Annotated in this window: 13 protein-coding genes; all 13 read right to left on the bottom strand. The window is 71.4% G+C overall.

The genetic code is table 11. The features are described 5' to 3' along the window. Positions 1-332: 332 nt before the first annotated feature. The 13 genes from OP04_RS41315 to OP04_RS41255 all read right to left on the bottom strand — a co-directional run bounded on the left by OP04_RS41315 (position 333) and on the right by OP04_RS41255 (position 16,322). Positions 333-803 carry a hypothetical protein gene (locus tag OP04_RS41315; protein WP_033345469.1) on the bottom strand — a complete coding sequence of 157 codons (471 nt, stop codon included), beginning with the start codon at positions 801-803 and terminating at the stop codon, positions 333-335. Between the two features lie 129 nt (positions 804-932). Then, positions 933-1,688, bottom strand: a complete 756-nt coding sequence (locus OP04_RS41310; protein WP_033345468.1) for an HAD family hydrolase — start codon at positions 1,686-1,688, stop codon at positions 933-935. A gap of 347 nt (positions 1,689-2,035) precedes the next feature. Then, a complete protein-coding gene (locus tag OP04_RS41305; RefSeq protein WP_051799871.1) occupies positions 2,036-2,650 on the bottom strand; it encodes a DUF6879 family protein in 615 nt (204 codons plus the stop codon). A gap of 208 nt (positions 2,651-2,858) precedes the next feature. After that, on the bottom strand, positions 2,859-4,064 hold the full coding sequence (locus OP04_RS50685; protein WP_051799864.1) for a CPBP family intramembrane glutamic endopeptidase: 1,206 nt from the start codon (positions 4,062-4,064) through the stop codon (positions 2,859-2,861). 132 nt (positions 4,065-4,196) lie between these two features. Beyond that, positions 4,197-6,479, bottom strand: a complete 2,283-nt coding sequence (locus OP04_RS41295) for a class I adenylate-forming enzyme family protein (RefSeq protein WP_033345467.1) — start codon at positions 6,477-6,479, stop codon at positions 4,197-4,199. Between the two features lie 419 nt (positions 6,480-6,898). Beyond that, positions 6,899-7,573 (bottom strand): site-specific integrase, encoded by a 675-nt coding sequence (locus OP04_RS41290; RefSeq protein WP_157241062.1) that lies wholly within the window; start codon positions 7,571-7,573, stop codon positions 6,899-6,901. 554 nt (positions 7,574-8,127) lie between these two features. Beyond that, entirely contained in the window at positions 8,128-8,379 is a 252-nt protein-coding gene (locus OP04_RS41285; protein ID WP_033345465.1) for a hypothetical protein, read from the bottom strand. 5 nt (positions 8,380-8,384) lie between these two features. Then, positions 8,385-8,744 (bottom strand): hypothetical protein, encoded by a 360-nt coding sequence (locus OP04_RS41280; protein WP_157241060.1) that lies wholly within the window; start codon positions 8,742-8,744, stop codon positions 8,385-8,387. 111 nt (positions 8,745-8,855) lie between these two features. Then, the gene (locus tag OP04_RS41275; RefSeq protein WP_157241058.1) at positions 8,856-9,422 is read right to left on the bottom strand and encodes a hypothetical protein; all 567 of its coding nucleotides are present in this window, start codon (positions 9,420-9,422) and stop codon (positions 8,856-8,858) included. Between the two features lie 529 nt (positions 9,423-9,951). Beyond that, on the bottom strand, positions 9,952-10,908 hold the full coding sequence (locus OP04_RS41270; RefSeq protein WP_157241057.1) for a S1 family peptidase: 957 nt from the start codon (positions 10,906-10,908) through the stop codon (positions 9,952-9,954). A 377-nt stretch (positions 10,909-11,285) separates the two neighbouring features. Next, positions 11,286-13,247 carry an NB-ARC domain-containing protein gene (locus OP04_RS41265; protein ID WP_033345461.1) on the bottom strand — a complete coding sequence of 654 codons (1,962 nt, stop codon included), beginning with the start codon at positions 13,245-13,247 and terminating at the stop codon, positions 11,286-11,288. An 802-nt stretch (positions 13,248-14,049) separates the two neighbouring features. Continuing rightward, on the bottom strand, positions 14,050-15,408 hold the full coding sequence (locus OP04_RS41260) for a hypothetical protein (RefSeq protein WP_033345460.1): 1,359 nt from the start codon (positions 15,406-15,408) through the stop codon (positions 14,050-14,052). Continuing rightward, positions 15,405-16,322, bottom strand: coding sequence for a hypothetical protein (locus tag OP04_RS41255; protein ID WP_033345459.1), 918 nt, complete (start codon positions 16,320-16,322; stop codon positions 15,405-15,407). The genes OP04_RS41260 and OP04_RS41255 overlap by 4 nt, the downstream gene beginning before the upstream one ends. Positions 16,323-16,385 lie beyond the last annotated feature (63 nt).

Below are 16,385 nucleotides of genomic sequence, written 5' to 3'. Positions count from 1 at the left end.
GCGAACACTGGACCGACGTCACGTGCGGCCAGCAGCGTCCGCACGGATATCCCGTCCGTGGTCGTGCCTTCCCACCAGTTACTCAATCCCCGCATCATTGATGAACCTCACTGCTATTGGGTTACCGCTCACCGAAGCGGAACCCCGGGCCGATGTTGCGTCAGCAGATCCGTCAGGTGAGCGGATCCGATGGAGCCGTGTCGTCATACCGAAAGCCGTGTGAGCTGCGCGGCAGCCCTCGGCGATGCGTCGCCTGCCGCCAGTAACTGCTGTAATCGCGGCCAGTCGCTGCGGCGACCGCCAGCCGGCCTCGGCGCGCTGGCCGATGCCGGTCACCAGCCGGTGTTGGTGGACACGGCCAGGGCGCTGATGCCGAAGACCACCGCGGCGGCGAGCGTGCACAGGGCCCAGGTGTCGTACCCAAATTTGGTGCGCAGCGCGCGCGTGAGCAGCAGCCGTTCGGCGGTGATCTCGCTGTGCAGCATCCGCAGGTCGTGCGTGAGCGTTATGTCGCGGTGGGCGATTTCCTCCTCTGTGCGTTCGGCGTCGGCGAGGAACCCCACGCGCGTCCGGGTGGTGGGTTTGACCGCCAGGACGAGGTACACCGTTGTCGCGACGATCGCCGTGCAGTACAGCGCCGCGAGGGTCACTGTCGCGGGGTGAGTGGGCAGGCCGCGCAGCTCGATGACGGCCCACGCCCGTCCGATCACCGCCAGCGTGACGGTGAAGATCCCGAAGGCCTTGATCTCAGGCCGGGACATCTCGGCGCGGGTGGTCACCAGCTGCGCCGCCGCGAACGCCACCGTGTCACGGTCGGGAACAGCGTCGTCGGCGGGTGTGCTCCCAGGACCGCCGGGTGCCGGATGATGTGCGTCGGTGCCTGGCTCATCCACGAAGGAGGCTCCTGTTCTGTGGTGAATCGGCGGCCATGGTCAGGTCTCGGCGCCATGGCCGGGGTCGGCCGGGCTGCAGCAGGTGACGTCGGTCGTGGTGCTGCCGGTGTGCAACACGTCCCCGTCCCGGTCCCGCGCCGGGCATGGCGTGCGCGGACACGGGTGCACCACCGGCCAGCCGCCGTACGCGGCCATTCGCAGGCTGTCCTGTGCGCTGTGGCTAACGGCCAGGCATACCTGCCGCCCAGCGAGTAGGGCGCGCAGGTCGGTGCCCTGCTGACAGGTCACGATCCGGTCGACCTGCGTGGTCAGTCCCGCGAGGCCGATCTTGACACGTTCGTGGGTGGGTAGGCCGGTGGTCACCAGCCACACCTCGTGCGCCCGCCGCCACGACGCCAAGACCCGCGCCGTCCCGGGCAGTGGCATCCCGAGCAGGGCGCGGTAGCGGCGGAAACCGGCGGCGGCGTAGCTCGCCCGGCTCGGGTCCCCGCCGAGACGCGCCAGTGCGAGGTTCCAGACCAGGATCGAGTGCGTGATCAGGGTGTCCGCGACGGGGTCGGGCAGGCCGGTGCCGGTGAGCCACAGCGCGTCCCAGAACGTGACGCCGGTCAGCGCAGATTCATGCCGGAACACGTACCGTGACCAGCAATCCTGGGCGGTCTCGAGCACGATGTCGGCCGCGTCGGGGCCGGCGGTTATGCCTTCGTCGTGCAGGGTGCGGGTGATGGCGGTCAGGGTCGCGTCCTGTCCCGCGATGAGGGTTTCGTCGAGAGAGGTCAGGACGACCGCTGTCATGCCGCCTCCCCGCAGACGCGTTTGCCCGCGCCTGGTGGCGCCGCGCGGATGACCCGGTCAGCGCGACCGTGGTGCCGATACGTGGTGGGGGTCATGATGTGGTCCTCTCATCAGTGAGCAGTGGCCGGGTGATGCCGGCGGCATCACCCGGATGAGCCCGGAGCGCGCCCGGCGCCGGGTCATCCCGGGTGCGGTCGGCCATCGCCCGATTGCCTCCGAGATCCCGGCTCCTGCCGGTGCACCGAGGACAGTGGGCATGGGCCGTCCTCGGTCTGGTGTGCCGTGAACGCGTGCCGGCGCGGCGTCGCGGTGGGTGCCGCGCCGGGTGGACACGGTGTGGTGCCGGCCTATCGGGTCAGGTCCGGCGGCGGCAGGGCGGACAGCTGCCGGGTGCAGAATGCGCCGATGTCCTCGCCGAGGTCGTACCAGGCATTGATGAGCTCGCGGCAGAAGGCCGCGAGGCCGGCGTCGCTCCGCCGGATGGCGCCGCTGAGCACGCCGGCGTGGTCGTAGAGCACCTCGTACGTGGTGGTGTCATCGAGGACCACCACCTCCGGCAGGACACCGCCGGTCGCGTGGGTGCGGACGTGCGAGGCGTCGAGGACACGGATCTCGTCGGAGATCGCGCCCATCAGCTCCAGCACCCGCAGCTCCCACTCCAGGTAGGACGACAGCGGCAGCGCGACCACCCGCAGCCGGCGCGACGTGATCCCCAGATCGTGCATCCGTTGCTTGTCCTGCTCGTACTCCGGCCGCTTGCCGTCGATGAGATACAGGGCCCGCTCCCAGTCGCCGTCGACGAAGGCCGCGCGCCAGCTGGAGTCGTCCGGCTCGGCAAACGTCTGTTGCACCTCCAACTTGACGAAATTGCTGCCGGGAACCCAGAAACGCTCCCGGAAATCACTCTTGTAGCCGACCCGGTCCAGACGCGTCCCGGGAACGGCATCGAGCAGATGGCGCACCGTGGTGCCCTCCTCTGATGTCACTGCGTGGAAGGCGCACGGAGATCCGTGCGCCAGAAGTACAAGGGACCGCCGGACGGGCGTCCGTGATCCTTTACCGCGGTGGTCTGGTGCCGTACCGCGGCGTCGCGGTTGTCACCGGCGCCCGCCTACCCGTCGCAGGCCTGGCGTAGGAGGCGCCCAACGACGGCAGCCCGGGTGGCCGTGGTCATCCACCGGCCGGGACCCGGTTGTGGCCGGGCGTGCCCACCGGCGGATGCTGATCCGCGCTCGCGGGCGGATCCGCCTCGGTGCCGGGGGCGCGCAGGCCGCGGGAAGGTGGGCGCGGTGTGTGGTCGTCGATGGACGAGGTATCGCCGGAGGCGTAGACGCTGCCAGGCCGGCCGGAGGACCACGCGGGTGGGCCGGTGTCGCGCCACTGCCTGATCGCCGTCATGAAGATGGCGATGATCAGCATGTAGACGACGTTGGAGATGATCGAGGCGGCGGGAAAGATCCAGTCCGGGGCGTCAGCGGCCGACCGCGACGGGTCGAGCGCTGTCAGGCCGCTGACGAGCAGCGTGATGCTGATCATGGCGGTGTTGTTGACGACGTGCCGGGCGATCGCGGCTTCGAGGCCGCCGGTGTAGACCGTCAGCCAGCCCATCATCAGCCCGTAGACGACCAGCTCGACGCTGCCCGGGGCGGTACCGGTGCCGTGCATCGCCGTCCAGATGACCGTCTGGACGATGATCGCCGGCCATGGGGAGGCGAATCGGATCAGTTGCAGCAGCCAGCCGCGGTACAGGTACTCCTCGGCCGTGGACTGGAAGACGATCAGGACCAGGATGATCGCGCCGCCGATCAGCACCTGCGTCCACGGCTCCTGCCGGTCCGGGACCGCCGTCGCGGGCGTGCTCGGCGTGCCGGGCGGGAACAGGATCACCAGCACAACCATCTCGATCATGAACACGATGTGCGAGACGACGGCAGCGGTCAGGCAGAGCCCGAGCCACGGCCAGCGCAACCGCCCGGCGACCGAGGAGACGGTCCCTGGCCTGCGTCCCTCGATGTACCGGGCAGCGACCAAGACCGCCGGTATGTACATGGCGATGCCGACGCAGGCGACCGCCATCATTGTGCCGGCACCCAGCACCGGGATCTGCTGCCCAGGCAGCTGCCGGACAAGAAGCAGGAACACCAGCGACAAGCCGATACCTGCGACAGCCGTGATGAACACCGTCCCGACGGCCGTGCGCCACCAGGGCACCGGGACGCTGATCCGGTGGTACGGGACCACCGCCGGCCCCGGCAGGTGCCGGAACGGGCTGGAAGGGTGCACAGAGTATCGGCGCAGCAGATTCTGCCCCAGGCGCCGCAGCGCAGTCGGCCGCACGGTCGCCTGGTGTGGCGGAGTGTCCTCGTTATCGATCATGGACGGGTGACTCCTAGGGATATCCCGGAGATCCGGGAGGTCGGGCACGGATCAGTGCGTGGCATTGCTGTGCCGGCCGACACCGGAGGTGGCGTGGGCCAGCGGGCAGGCGGTTGACCGGAACGTGGCTGGTCACCAGCGGTGGTGGCGGGCGATGGTCGGGGTGAGGATGAGCGCGCCATGGTCGGTGAGCGACCCGGTGTCACCACTGCTCGCCCATGGCGATCGGTGGCGTCCGGGGCAGGGCGGGATGGCGTCGTGGCGGTTCAGGCCGGGTGTGCGGCCCTGGACGACGCCGATGCCGGATACGCGATGGCGGCCGGTGATGCGCAGTCGCACGCCGGTGATGGGGGTGCCGTGGGTGGCGGTGCCGTCGAACAGGGCGCCGTCGTGGGCGGGTGGCGCATACCAGCGGAGGAGCCTGCCGGGCCCGAGCACGCCGGCGAGGTGGGCGTAAGCGGGGCTCGCCGGGCTGGTGGTGATGATGGTGTCCATGCGGGTCAGCAGCGGGTGGACGGCGGGCTGGCCGGCCAGGCCGGTCAGGTGACCGGCGCTGAGGAGCGCCCAGGTGGGCCGGTGCGCGGCGATCGCGTCCGTGACCGCGTCGGTGGGGGCGTGCGGGTCGAGCAGGAGCAGGGTGGTGCCGCGGGCCAGGGCCCTCACGACGGTCTCGGCGGCGCGGTGATCGGAGAGCGGCAGGCCGATCAGTCCGGTATGGCCGGGGCCGGGCAGGCGGAGCGCGTCGGCTACGCGGGGGTGGGTGGGTGGTTCGCCGCCGGTGACGGTGATGCGCCAGGTGCCGTCGTGGTCGCTGCCGGTCGCGAGCCAGGCGCCGCAGTGATGGGGCCGGTCGGCCAGGGCGACGGTGCGGTGTGCGGGTGCGGGCAGGTCCGTGGTGATCGGCAGCGGCACGCCGCCGGCGATCGACACCGCAGCCAGGTCGATGATCGTGGCCGGGTCGTCCCCGACCGGGATCGGCACGAGCAGCCCGCCGGGCATGCGCGGGCCGCGGCCGGCGAGGGCGGTCGCGGCAGCATGCAGCCCGGACCAGGTGATCAGGGTGCCGTCGGTGATGACCGCGAGTGCGTGCGGCATGCCGGTGGCGTGCGCGAGGAGCGCCGCGGGCAGGCCGGGATGCGGCGCGGTGGTGCCGGGTGTGCCGATGGCGGGACGGCCTGGCCTGCTCCTCGCGCGGCCGGGCGGGGAGGGGACGGTGTAGACGGCGGTCGCGTAGTGGTGGCAGACGGTGCCGGGCGTCACCTGCAGGGACTGGGCGAGGTCCGTGACGGCGACGCCGTGGCGGCGGTGGGTGATCAGCAGGTTGGTCAGGGCCGCGTGCGCGGTCTGTGCGATGGCACGGTCGTCTGGCGGGGACGCGATCGTGTTCTGGTAGGCCGCCGTGAGTGCGGTGGTCTCGGCTGCGGTCAGCTGGCGTCCGGTGGCGCGCAGGTCCGGGATGCCGAAAGCGGCCCGGATGCGGCGTCTGGAGCCGCGCGACACGCCCCGGGTGTGGTGATCCACGGTGCGGTCGTCGGCGCCGACCGCTGCGCTGAGCGTGCCAAGCGGCCACTGATCGTCGAGGAGCACCCTGAGGAGAGTCCAGCCGAGGCCAGTGCCGTAGACGGCCCGTGCGTACGCGCGTACGGCGCCGGGAAGACTGTCCGTCTCCGGGACGTCGTCAGCCGGCAGGGCATCGCAGAATGGGGCCAGGATGCCGCGGGCGCGGTGGATGCCGTCCGGGGTGGCCTCGCCGGTCATCTCCCAGGTCGCGTCCGCGTCGAGGCCCGCAGCGGCGCCGATCACGGACTCCGGCCAGCCGTCCGCGCGCACCACGCTGACAAGGCCAGCGGCGTCACCGCTGGCGTGCTCGGACCGCAACCGGCCGGCGGCAGGCGCGGGCAACGTCTTCCCGGCAGGGAACGCCGCCTCCTCCTGCCGGCGGCACCACAGCAGCCATCGCCGCACGAACGCCTCGGCCATCACATCGGCGGGCCCGGTCGGGGAGCCGGCCAGATAGGCGGTCACCATCCGCGGGGTGATCTGCCGGTATGGCAGCGGGTAGGCCCGCACGAAACCGCGCATGACAGCGCGGCACCTCCTGGTATACGAGACGGACCAGCCGGTGTGGGCCAGGAACGCCTCGATGTCCGCGTGGAATACGGGCGCAAGCGGCGGCCGCGCGCGGGTGTGGCCCGCCCGTGCCAGCTCGCGGTCGATCACGTCCCGGGGCACGCGCGCCGCGACGGCGATCGCCGCGACGCTGACCCTCGCCCGCCGGTACGCGCCCAGCAGCGCGCCGAGGTGCTCGCGCGCCACCGCGATCTCGGCAGTGCCGCACCCGCGATCACGGATCCGGCACAGCAGCGCGGCCAGCTGATCACCCTGCTCCGCCGACAGCACCGGCACCGGAGCCACCGGAATGGCGTACCTGGCGCGGGCACGACGCTTGCCGGCACGCGATGCCTGCCCGATCAGCTCATCAACCGCCCTGTCACTGAGGCCGAGAGCACCGGCGATGCACCCGCGCGGCCAGCCACGATCGGCCACCGCCGCGACCAGGCCCGCCCTCAGGCCACACACCCTGCTGCCTCGCAACGACGCGACAAGGTCCTCCGGCATGAGCGGCGACGGCACGACGACGCCAGAATCTCCGGCAAACACGTCGATATACACAACATCCTCGGGGCTGGTGGGCAAAGGACGACCGGTCGACATGCGCCGGCACCGCACTCCGCGGCGCCGGCACACGGCATCAGGAACAGCCACGGGCGGCGACGGCCGGGCCGCACGAACAGGGCCGATACCGGCGCCGACGACCGGGGCGTGCGGCAGGATCACTGTCCGTGCTCATTGCTGCCGTGGACCGACACACACCAGTCGCGCCACCGTCGAATGACACCGGTGACCATCGGACGCTGGTAGGAGGTGAGCGTTTGCCGGCTCACATAGTCAGCGATCATCCGACCGGTGAGGTCGTGGCCGGGCAGCCGGTAATGGGCAGTTATCCCGCGCACGTACGACCGATACACAGTGGACGTCGTCGCCGCGTGGCCGCCGGCCTGACACACATGTGCGGTGTACTGGTCGATGAGTTCCTCGAGGTCCGCCGGTATGTCTCGTGGCGCGTCAGGAGAGGTCAGGGATGGGCTGGCGGCACGTCGCTTCTCGGCCACCGCCCAGGTCAGCCACCGGCGGAGACGGCGGGCGTAGAGGCTGCGGGTCTCGGCTGTCGGGGCCTCGTCGAGGAAGCTGGCCACCATGGCCTCGGTGACCTCGGCCATCGGCAGCGGGTGCCGCCTGACGAACGCGCGGACGGTTTTGGTGTAGTTGGCGACCGTCGTCGCCGACAGCCACGGGCCACTGCGCAGGTAGTGTGCGTATGCCGCGATCTCGGCTTCTACCTCAGGTGCGCGGGCGTCGTCCGGTCCGGCACCGCCGGGAGGCGCCAGGGGCGCAGTCGCTGCGGGGTTTCCGGGTAGGTCAGCCGGGACCTGGACTTCGATGGACATGCTCACCTCGCGCTCGGCTCAGGACGGGCCGCCGCGAGGCGCGGCCGCCGGGCATCTCCACACAGCGACGCGCTACCTGGCGAGGCCGCAGCGCACCGCACGGCGACGGCCGTACGCGCAGGAGCAACCTGGACAGATGCCGGGATCTGCCGGATGCGAGGGGTGATGTGAGGCGGCCCGTGCCTGACCGCAGCCGGTGGTCCGGCCGGCAGGACGCCAGTTATGTCGATCATCAACAGGATGGGCTCCTATGAGGGGCCCGGAGTACGGATCCGGGCCAAGAAGAATGACGGGACGGTGCGCGCGTGGCCCTGCCCGCGTAGCCGCGGGTATGACAGGGCCGCTTCTCGGCGCACATGCGCTGGGCTGCCGGGGGTGCGGAGGCCGGGTTGCCCCGGTCTCCGCACCCTGGGGGACCGCGCGCTGGCGTGGCGGTGTCGCGGTCCCGTGCCGCACCGGGTCAGCGCGGTGCGGCGGGAGATGGCCCTGATACCGGCCACCACGATCGGCCGGAAACCACCACAGGTGGCACCGTCGTCTGCCCGGGAAGCGGGTCAGGTGTCACGTCGCATCAGGTGCCGGGCCTTGAGCGAGCCGTACATACTTATCGGCCAGTACGTCAGGCTGAAGATAAGGGCGACACCTAGGACTCCTGGCACCTGATAGTTCCTCTTCTCCCTGTCAAGAATAATTTGCAGCGTGATGCCGGAATATCTGTTCTGGTGCCTGCGCCGATATTCCCACCGCCCCCAGATGAACCCTGTCCACACCACACCGATCGCAAGATAGGCGACGATGATCGTCATGGCGTTCATGCGGATTCGCCCTCTCCAGCGGCCACTGCGGGGCGTTCTCGGTTCTGTCGCATCTCCTCGATGAACGCCCGCTGCCGGAGCTCGGCGACGTACTCCGGCAGCCTTTGCAGCCCCACCAGCTGCCCGGCCAGGAGGAGGACCGGCCAGGTCAGGCTGACGGACAGCCCGCCCAGCCAGAACCTCGTCCAGTCCGGCGACTCGTACATCCATCGATCTTCCGGCTTCACCGATTCCGAATTCCCGGCACGGAAATAGGCTGTGCGCATATGACAGATGAGATAGATGGCGGCGAAGGTGAGATACACCGTCACTAGAGCCTCGCCAGGTGAATTAAATACCGACATGATACGGGCCACTCCAGGGAAGTATCGATAGGAAAAGGACTGCCGGATCGGGATACGTGCGTACGTTTGGGTCGCGCTCCCGGCGAAGAAACGGCACACCGGGTAGCTGACGGGCCGCGGATTTCAGCGGGCACCCGCCCCGGTGCGCGCAGCGGCAGTGCTGGTGATGCACCAGGTGCGCCACTGGCGGATGGCGGCGGTAGCCGTGGGGTGCCGGTAGGAGATGAGTGTTTGCCGGGCCAGATAGGTGGCGATCATCAGGTCGGTGAGGTCCTGGCCGGCCAGCTGGTAGTGGCCGGTAATCCCGCGCACGTACCACCGATGCTCGGGCACGGCAGGCATCACACGGCGGCCTGCGGTGCGCAGATGTGTGGTGTACCGGTCGATGAGTTCCTCTAGGTCCGCCGGGATGTCTCGCCGCGTCCCGGCGGAGGTCAGGGCGGCGAGGCGTTTCTCGTCCACCGCCCAGGTCAGCCACCGGCGCAGACGGCAGGCATACTCGACGCGGGTCTGCCGTGTCGGGGTCTTGTCGAGGAAACCTGCGATCATGGCGTCGGTGACCTCGGCCACCGGCACAGGGTGCCCGATGAGGAACGTGCGGACCGTGCCGATGTAGTTGGTGGCCGTCTTCGCCGACAGTCCCGCGTCAGTGCGCAGGTAGTGCGCGTACGCCTCGATCTCGGCCGCCACCGTCAAAGCGCGGCTGGCGCGCTGCCCAGCACCGCCGGACGGCGCCTGGGGCGCAGCGGCCGCTCGGTTGCGGTGCGGCGTGGCCGACGCCGGGACGGCGAGGGTCGTGCTCACCGCGCACCCGCAGCATGCCGGGCCGCCACGAGTCGCGGACGCCGGACATCGCCACATACCGCAGCACCACCCGGCGAGGCCGCGGCGTTCCGCACGCCGACGGCCGTGCACGCGCAAACACCTCGCAGGGATGCCGAGATCGGCCGGACACGAACCGTGGAGAGCGGTCTGGGTCTGCGCACGGCCAGCGGTCCGGCCAGCATGGCGCCAGTGATGTCGATCTTCAACGGGGCGAGCTCCTATACAAGTCCCGGGGTACGGATCCCGGGCCGAGTGAACGGTCGTGGTCTTGAAGGTGCGGGAGGACAGATCTGGCGACGCCGCCGGATGGCCTTGTCCGCGTGCCTATGGCGGTGTGCGGGCGGCGCGGGCGCCGTGCGGACCGGAACCGGTGACGCAGGTGCTGCAGGGCAGGTCAGCAGGAGGTGCCGCAGCCGGCCCATCGGTAGCCGGGCAGGACTCCGGCCAGCCCTGCGGTGTACGGTGCCGGTGTGGTGCGGCCGGTGATGGTCCCGGTGATCCAGGGCCGGTAGTGGGCGGTGGAGGTGTAGACGGTCGGGCCGGTGCAGTCCGGTGAGGTCTCCCGCGACGCGGTCCCGGCCAAAGTCCAGGCGGTCGCGCCGATCAGGGTCGGTGTCATCACCGGCCCGCCGGAGTCACCGAAACACGCCGCAGCACCGGGCTGGCCGGGGTCGGCAACACATATCTCGCCCGCGTCAATGCCCGCCGCGGCGCACGCGGCCGGGTCGACGATCCGCATGTCGGCTTCCGACAGATACCGCGGTGCGGCCGGTGTGGCCGGTGGCATGGAGGTGTAGCCCCAGCCGGCGATCCTGGCCGGCCTCCCGGCCATCGCCGGGGGCGTCAGCACGGACGGTGGCAGGGCGGACGGCACCTGCACGACCGGGCGGTCGAGCCACAGGACCGCGATGTCGCCCTGATCGCCGCCCGGCGCGCCCCAGTCCCACAGCTCATGGACGACGATCCGGGTCACACCGGTCACTGGCCGGCCCGCCAGCCGGTCCGCCGCACTCCACTGGACCTTGTAGATCGCGGGGTCCTTGGGCAGGCCGTCCGGGTAGCTGGTCACGCAGTGCGCGTTCGTGACCGCGTGCCAGGGCGTCCACAGGTTGACCGCGCAGGTGTGCCAGTCCGGATCCGTCCCGCGCGCGTACTGCAGCGAGCCGAGCCCCCGGTAGACCTGGCTGGCCGGGCGGCCGCCCACGATCAGCGGCGTCACCAGCTCCTCCGCCACTGCGGGCCCCGTCCCCGCGGCCGCCGCGGGGACGGCCGCTGTGGCAGGACCGGCCAGCAGCATCGCCGCGGCCACTGCCACCGCCACGGCAGCGTACGTGCGGGCTGTGCGTCTCACGAGTGTTTCTCTTTTCGTCGTAGGTGTCGCGCTGCCACGGGTGTGACAGGCGCGCGCCGCCGTCAAGGTCGGCACGTCAGTGATGGGTGACCGCATCCCGGCCGTCTCGGGGCCGGGGTGCGGCAGGAGTGCCGGCCGGTGCAGGTGCCGCGGCGGCGCGCTCACCGGCCCAGCCGGCGTGGATCCGGCGCACCGGCGATCCTCATCGCTACGGCCCGGGGCGGGTGGGTACCGCGGGCGCGATCCTGGCGCGGCATACGAGGGGCGCGTCCCTCCCGCGATCGTTGGCACGGCGGTCCCGCCGCCCGACAGAACTGTCAGAGCGATCGCCGGCCCGGCAGCACCGGGCTGCGCTGCCAGGTGCCGGGGACGCCCGGTCATGGCGCCAGACATGCCAGCCGCTCCGGCAGCACGGTGACGTCGAGGAGTTGGCCGGCGGCAGTGACGCCGAGTGCCGCGCGTGCAGACGTCGGTGCGGCCGCCATCGCGGCCAGCAGGACGGCCGCGGTGTGCTCCCGCGCGGCGATCTGCCGTACCGCGGCCCCGTCACACCGCCCGATGACCGCATAGCCGATCTTCAGTGTCTCCCCCTGCGCCAGCTGCACGAATACGGCAAGCGCGCAGCCTGCGGTAACCAGGCTCCATACGTTGATCAGTGCGTGCGCGGTGTGCCGCCATCCGGGGTGCACCGGACGGCCGGTGGCCGACATCTCGCGGTGCGTCTCGCCAGGATCGAGATAGACGCCTCGCGGGCCGTCGATCAGCTGCAGTGCGGGAGCCCGCTCGCCGCGGATGCCGGCGATCGCAGCCAGTCCGAACGCGGCGGTCGTCACCCCGGCGAACCGGGCGTCATCGTCCGGGATCGTGGCTGCCCATTCAGCCGCGATCCGGAACGAGGTTGCGGCGCAGCCGATCCATCCGATGTCGTAGTCATGCCAGCCCAGCCGCAGCCACACCTGCGCGAGCCAGACCGGATCCTCTGCCGCCTGCGCGCACTCCAGCGCCATGTCGCCGAGCTGAGCACGGTCACGGAGCCGGCGCCGGTACATGAACAGGGTGTGCATGGCATCCGTGAGCAGCCACACCAGCCGCGGATCGCGTGCAACGAACTCGCGGGCGAGAGCGAGGAGGGTGTCGTACTCGGTCTCCAGCCACTGCACCGCCTCCTCCACGGCCGCGAACCGCACCGGTCCGGGAACAAAGCTGAGGGCCGGCGCCGGGTGCGGCTGCCGGTGTGAGGCCGCCGTCTCGGCGGCGGCGCGGGCTACGGTCAGGTACCAGTCATGGATCCGGGCCAGGAGTTCCCGATGCTGTGCGGCATCGGTGGCGGTGTGCCGGGCGGCGTGCCGTCTCACCGCGTCATGCAGCCGGTATCGGCCGGCCGGCAATGGCTCGGCCAGACGTGCCCGGATCAACTGATGCAGGTGCCGGGCGGCGTCGGCCTCGCTGATGCCGAGCGCGGCGGCGATGACCGGTAGCCCGGCCGACCGGCCGGGGTGCAGGCCGAGGACGTGATAGCAGGCCCGCACCGGGCCGGGCAGGGCGCCGTAGGCCACGGAGAGCGCCTTGCCGATGATCGTGTCCTCGCCGTCGTGGTCCGGAGCACGGCGTGGGCGGGGGACGACTGCGGCCGATGCGACGGCCTGGTGGGAAGGCTCCGCGGCAAGAGCGGCACCGGTGAGGACCAGCGCCAGCGGCCAGCCCGCGCATGATGCCAGCATCTGCCTGATGCCGTCAGAGCCGCCGGTGGTGCCGCCGGTGACCTGGTGCAGCAGCAGCCCGGCCGTGTCGTCGGAGAGCGGAGGCACCGCCAGCAGCCTGGCGCCGACACGGGCCAGCGCGGCGTGGCCGGTACGAGTGGTGAACAGCACAAGGGTGCCCGGTCCCGCAGGCAGCAGCGGTCCGAGCTGCTCTACGCCACTGGCGTTGTCGAACAGGACAAGCAGCCGCCGGCCGGCGGTGAAGCCACGCCACAACGAGGCGAGGTCATCGGTGCCGGCAGGTAGCCGCCCGTCCGGGATACCGCAGGCGCGCAGCATCACCGCCAGGACATCACCGGGGTCACGTGGTCCCGCCGGGTCATCGGCGCCGAGCCGGACGAACAGCTGCCCGTCCGGGAACCGGGCCGCGACCTGACGGGCCCACCGCACCGCGAGGGCGGTCTTGCCGATCCCGGCAGGCCCGGTCACCCCGATCAGCCCGGATGCATCGGCGAACCGGTCCAGCGCCGCGAGCAGATCCTCGCGGCCGACCCAGTCCCCCACGGCGGCGGGCAACTGCCGTGGCACCGACGTGGTACCAGCCGCGGGGAAACGGGTGTCTTCGGCCGTGGCGTTCATGCGGCCTGCCTGCCGCGACATTTCGGCGCGAGGACCCGTACGGCAGACACGGCCGCCCCGGTACGGGACGCGGACATCATCGGCCGTCCCCCGCACACGTCGCAGCCGGCTGAGAGGTCGTGGCAAATGGGCCTGCCATCAGCCTCGGACCGGGAGTCTCCAGACCGGGACCGTATGTCCTGCGCACACATCGGCCACGCCGGGAATCAGCGCGTGCCGGCATGTCCTCCACGAGCGGGCCGACGCGCTTCGGCGCCACGGACCGCTGGTAGCCGCAGGCGGCCGCGACCGTGACGACGCTCAGCCCGGTACCCGAGTCCACACCGGGCAACAGATAGACGCGGGCCGGCCCCGGGCCACGGAGGGAGTACGCGACCCCGATGTTGCCGGGCGTCACAGGTCTCCCCCAGGTGCCGCGGCCGGTGCAGCCGCGCCGGATAGCGAATCCACGTCGCGCCGTGTGCCGGCAAACACCCGCGCTGCGGGCCGGCCGCGACGAGGCCGTCGACGCCGTCCGGGAGGACGTCCATCGGCCGAGGACGCGATCGGTGCCCGGTGCCGCCCAGACAGTTGCGGCGTGCACCGTGCGAGCGGCCAGCGGGCAGGCCAGGACGGGAGCCGCGGCCGCGACCGCGGTCACGGCCGCGGGCAGGAACGCGCCCTGCCGGCCGGGCCGGACGGATATCCGGCATCGGAGGTGGGAAGAGGCCATGGTGGCGGAAGAGTCCAATCAGGCTGCCCGCGGCCGGGCCGGAGCAGGAAATAGTCGGGTGTGATCGAGGGTGGTGACGCGGCCCGGGTGTTACAGCGCGGTGCCGGCCGGGCGGCCGGGAACGGCAGGGCGATGCGCGGCGATCAGGCGGTGGACCAGGGCGACGTCAGCGTGATCGCCGGCCCCGGCGTAGCACTCGGCGGCGTGGGCCAGGCGGCGATACACGAGCCTGGTATCGCCGCGGTCGATCGCGTGCTCGGCGAGGCCGAGCAGCGCTTCTGCCTGGCCGTGCAGTGACCGCAGCACGGTCATCTCCCGCAGCGCCTCCAGCAGAACGGCCTTCGCCTCGTCCGGCCGCCCGCACCGGATGAGGGCGCGGGCCTGCGCGATCCCGGCCAAGTGAAGGTGGTACAGGTCGGGCGGGGCGCCCTCACGCAGCACCGTCACCGCACGCGTGAGCGCGGTCAGCGCCAGCGGGTGGGCGCCGCCCGCGGCGTGGACCAGTCCGATCCGATACGCCGCGATGCCTGCGGCCCGGTGCGCCCTGAGTGCGGCGAATACAGCCTCCTGATCGCGGAGCAGCTGGTAGGCGTCGTCGGTGTGGCCGAGTGCGAGCGCGGTCATGCCCATCCCGCTGGCCGCGCTCGCCGCCCCGGACTTGTCACCGCTGCGGGCGCACAGGTCCTGTGCCTGGCCGAAGACCGCGACCGCGTCGGCGTACTCGCCTCGGTCGTAGTGACCCCAGCCAGCCCGACACCACGCCTCAATGATCCGCGGCGGATGGTCCAGGCGCACGGCGCACCGCACCATGATCTCGTCGACACGCTGGCGGACCGTATGCTGGCGCAGCAGGTGAAAGACCGGCCACATCCCCCACGCGATCTGGTACGCCAGCAGCGGCTGGTCCTCCTCCAGCGCGGTGATGACGGCCTGGAGGTTGTCCAGCTCGAGTTCCAGCCAGTCCAGCGCCTGATCTCGCCCGTCCAGCACCACCACGTTCCGCGGGAGCACGGTGAAGACGGCAGGCGGGTCTTGCCGGTAAGGGGTCAGCCGGCGGCCGGCGGCGAACGTCCCGTCGAGGAACCACTCGGCCAGCCGCTGCCACAACCGTTTCCGGTCCGGGTCGGTCGCTGCCAGGCCGCGTGCGTGCGTGAGGGCGGGCGGGTGCAGGCGGTAGGTGCCTGCGCCGTCGTCGATGTTGTCGGTGGTGGTCTCCTCGGCGAGGCCGGCCATGGTGAGCCCGTCGAGGAGTTTCTGCGCCGCGAAGCCGGTGAGGTGGCAGGCGGCCGCGACCGCATCGACGCTGAGCGCGTCGCCCGGGTGCACACCGAACAGCCGGTATATACGGGCCGCCTCGGGGCCGAGAACGGCGTAGGCGGCCTCGATGCTCTCGGGGCTGTCGGATCCGTCACGTGCACGCCCGTGACCAGCAGGTATGGAGGCGGTCATGCTGCGCGCAGCCGTCTCGGATCGACCACGGCGGTAACGCGCTTGTGATCAGACAGGTTCTCCGTGCCGGGCGCGTCATCGACCTGATAGCCGGTGGTCGCGGCGAGGGCGGCGTCGCTGTGCGCGGCGAGCACGTCGATACGGCGCGGCACCACCAGCTCGCCCGCATGCGGGCCGTCACCGGCGGTCGACTGCCACGGCATCCCCAGGGACGGGGCGATGTCGTGCATGCCGGCCTCGATCATCGCCTCGCCGGCGGCCCGGTCGACCACACACTCCCAGCCCTCAGGGGTACGCACCCGCCAGGCCTGGTCGGCGAAGGCCGGCTGCCACGGCTTCCCGTCCAGCACGCTCTCGTCGTAGAACGCGCCATCAGGATTCCGGTACGCCGGGGAGGCGTTGAGGTCGAACCCGGTCCACGTCGGCCGGCGGGCGACCCGGGCTGCGGCCGCGAACCGCCGGACCGCGTCCGGGCGCCCGTCCCGCGCGAACGGGCTGAAATGCGTCGTCCCGGCCTGCAACTCACAGCCGTCGACGATGAAGCTGACGAACAGCCAGTTCTCCGGGTCACCCTCGCGCGGGACCAGCCGTGAGCCGGGTATCGGCGTGATCCGGCCGGGCCGCCACAGGATCCCCAGCTGCGACCAGTGCGCACCATGGTAGGAGTGGGTGGTCTCCGAGTGGCCGGTCCGGCAGCGCATGCCGGTCATCTCCGCGAGCGTGTGCAGTTGGGTGACGGTCTCCGTCTCCCGGTTCCCGGACAGTTCCTGGACGAGCAGGATCATCGGCGTGTCCGGCCGGTCGGCGGCGATACGGGCGGCGACCGTCTCATGTCGGGCCAGGTCGTCCGGGCCGTCCCGGCGCATGAACTCCCAGAGATTCCACGTGCTGACCAGAAGCGCGTCAGTGGTCATGGTGTGCCCCTTCCTGTGGTGACTCGGATTTGCCGGTGGGCAGTGCCGTGCGGGCCGGCGGCG

This window comes from Catenuloplanes japonicus, assembly GCF_000717135.1.
GTDB classification, from domain to species: domain Bacteria; phylum Actinomycetota; class Actinomycetes; order Mycobacteriales; family Micromonosporaceae; genus Catenuloplanes; species Catenuloplanes japonicus.
The sequence above is the reverse complement of the archived record's forward strand: the minus strand, read 5'-3'. Positions and strand labels throughout refer to the sequence as shown.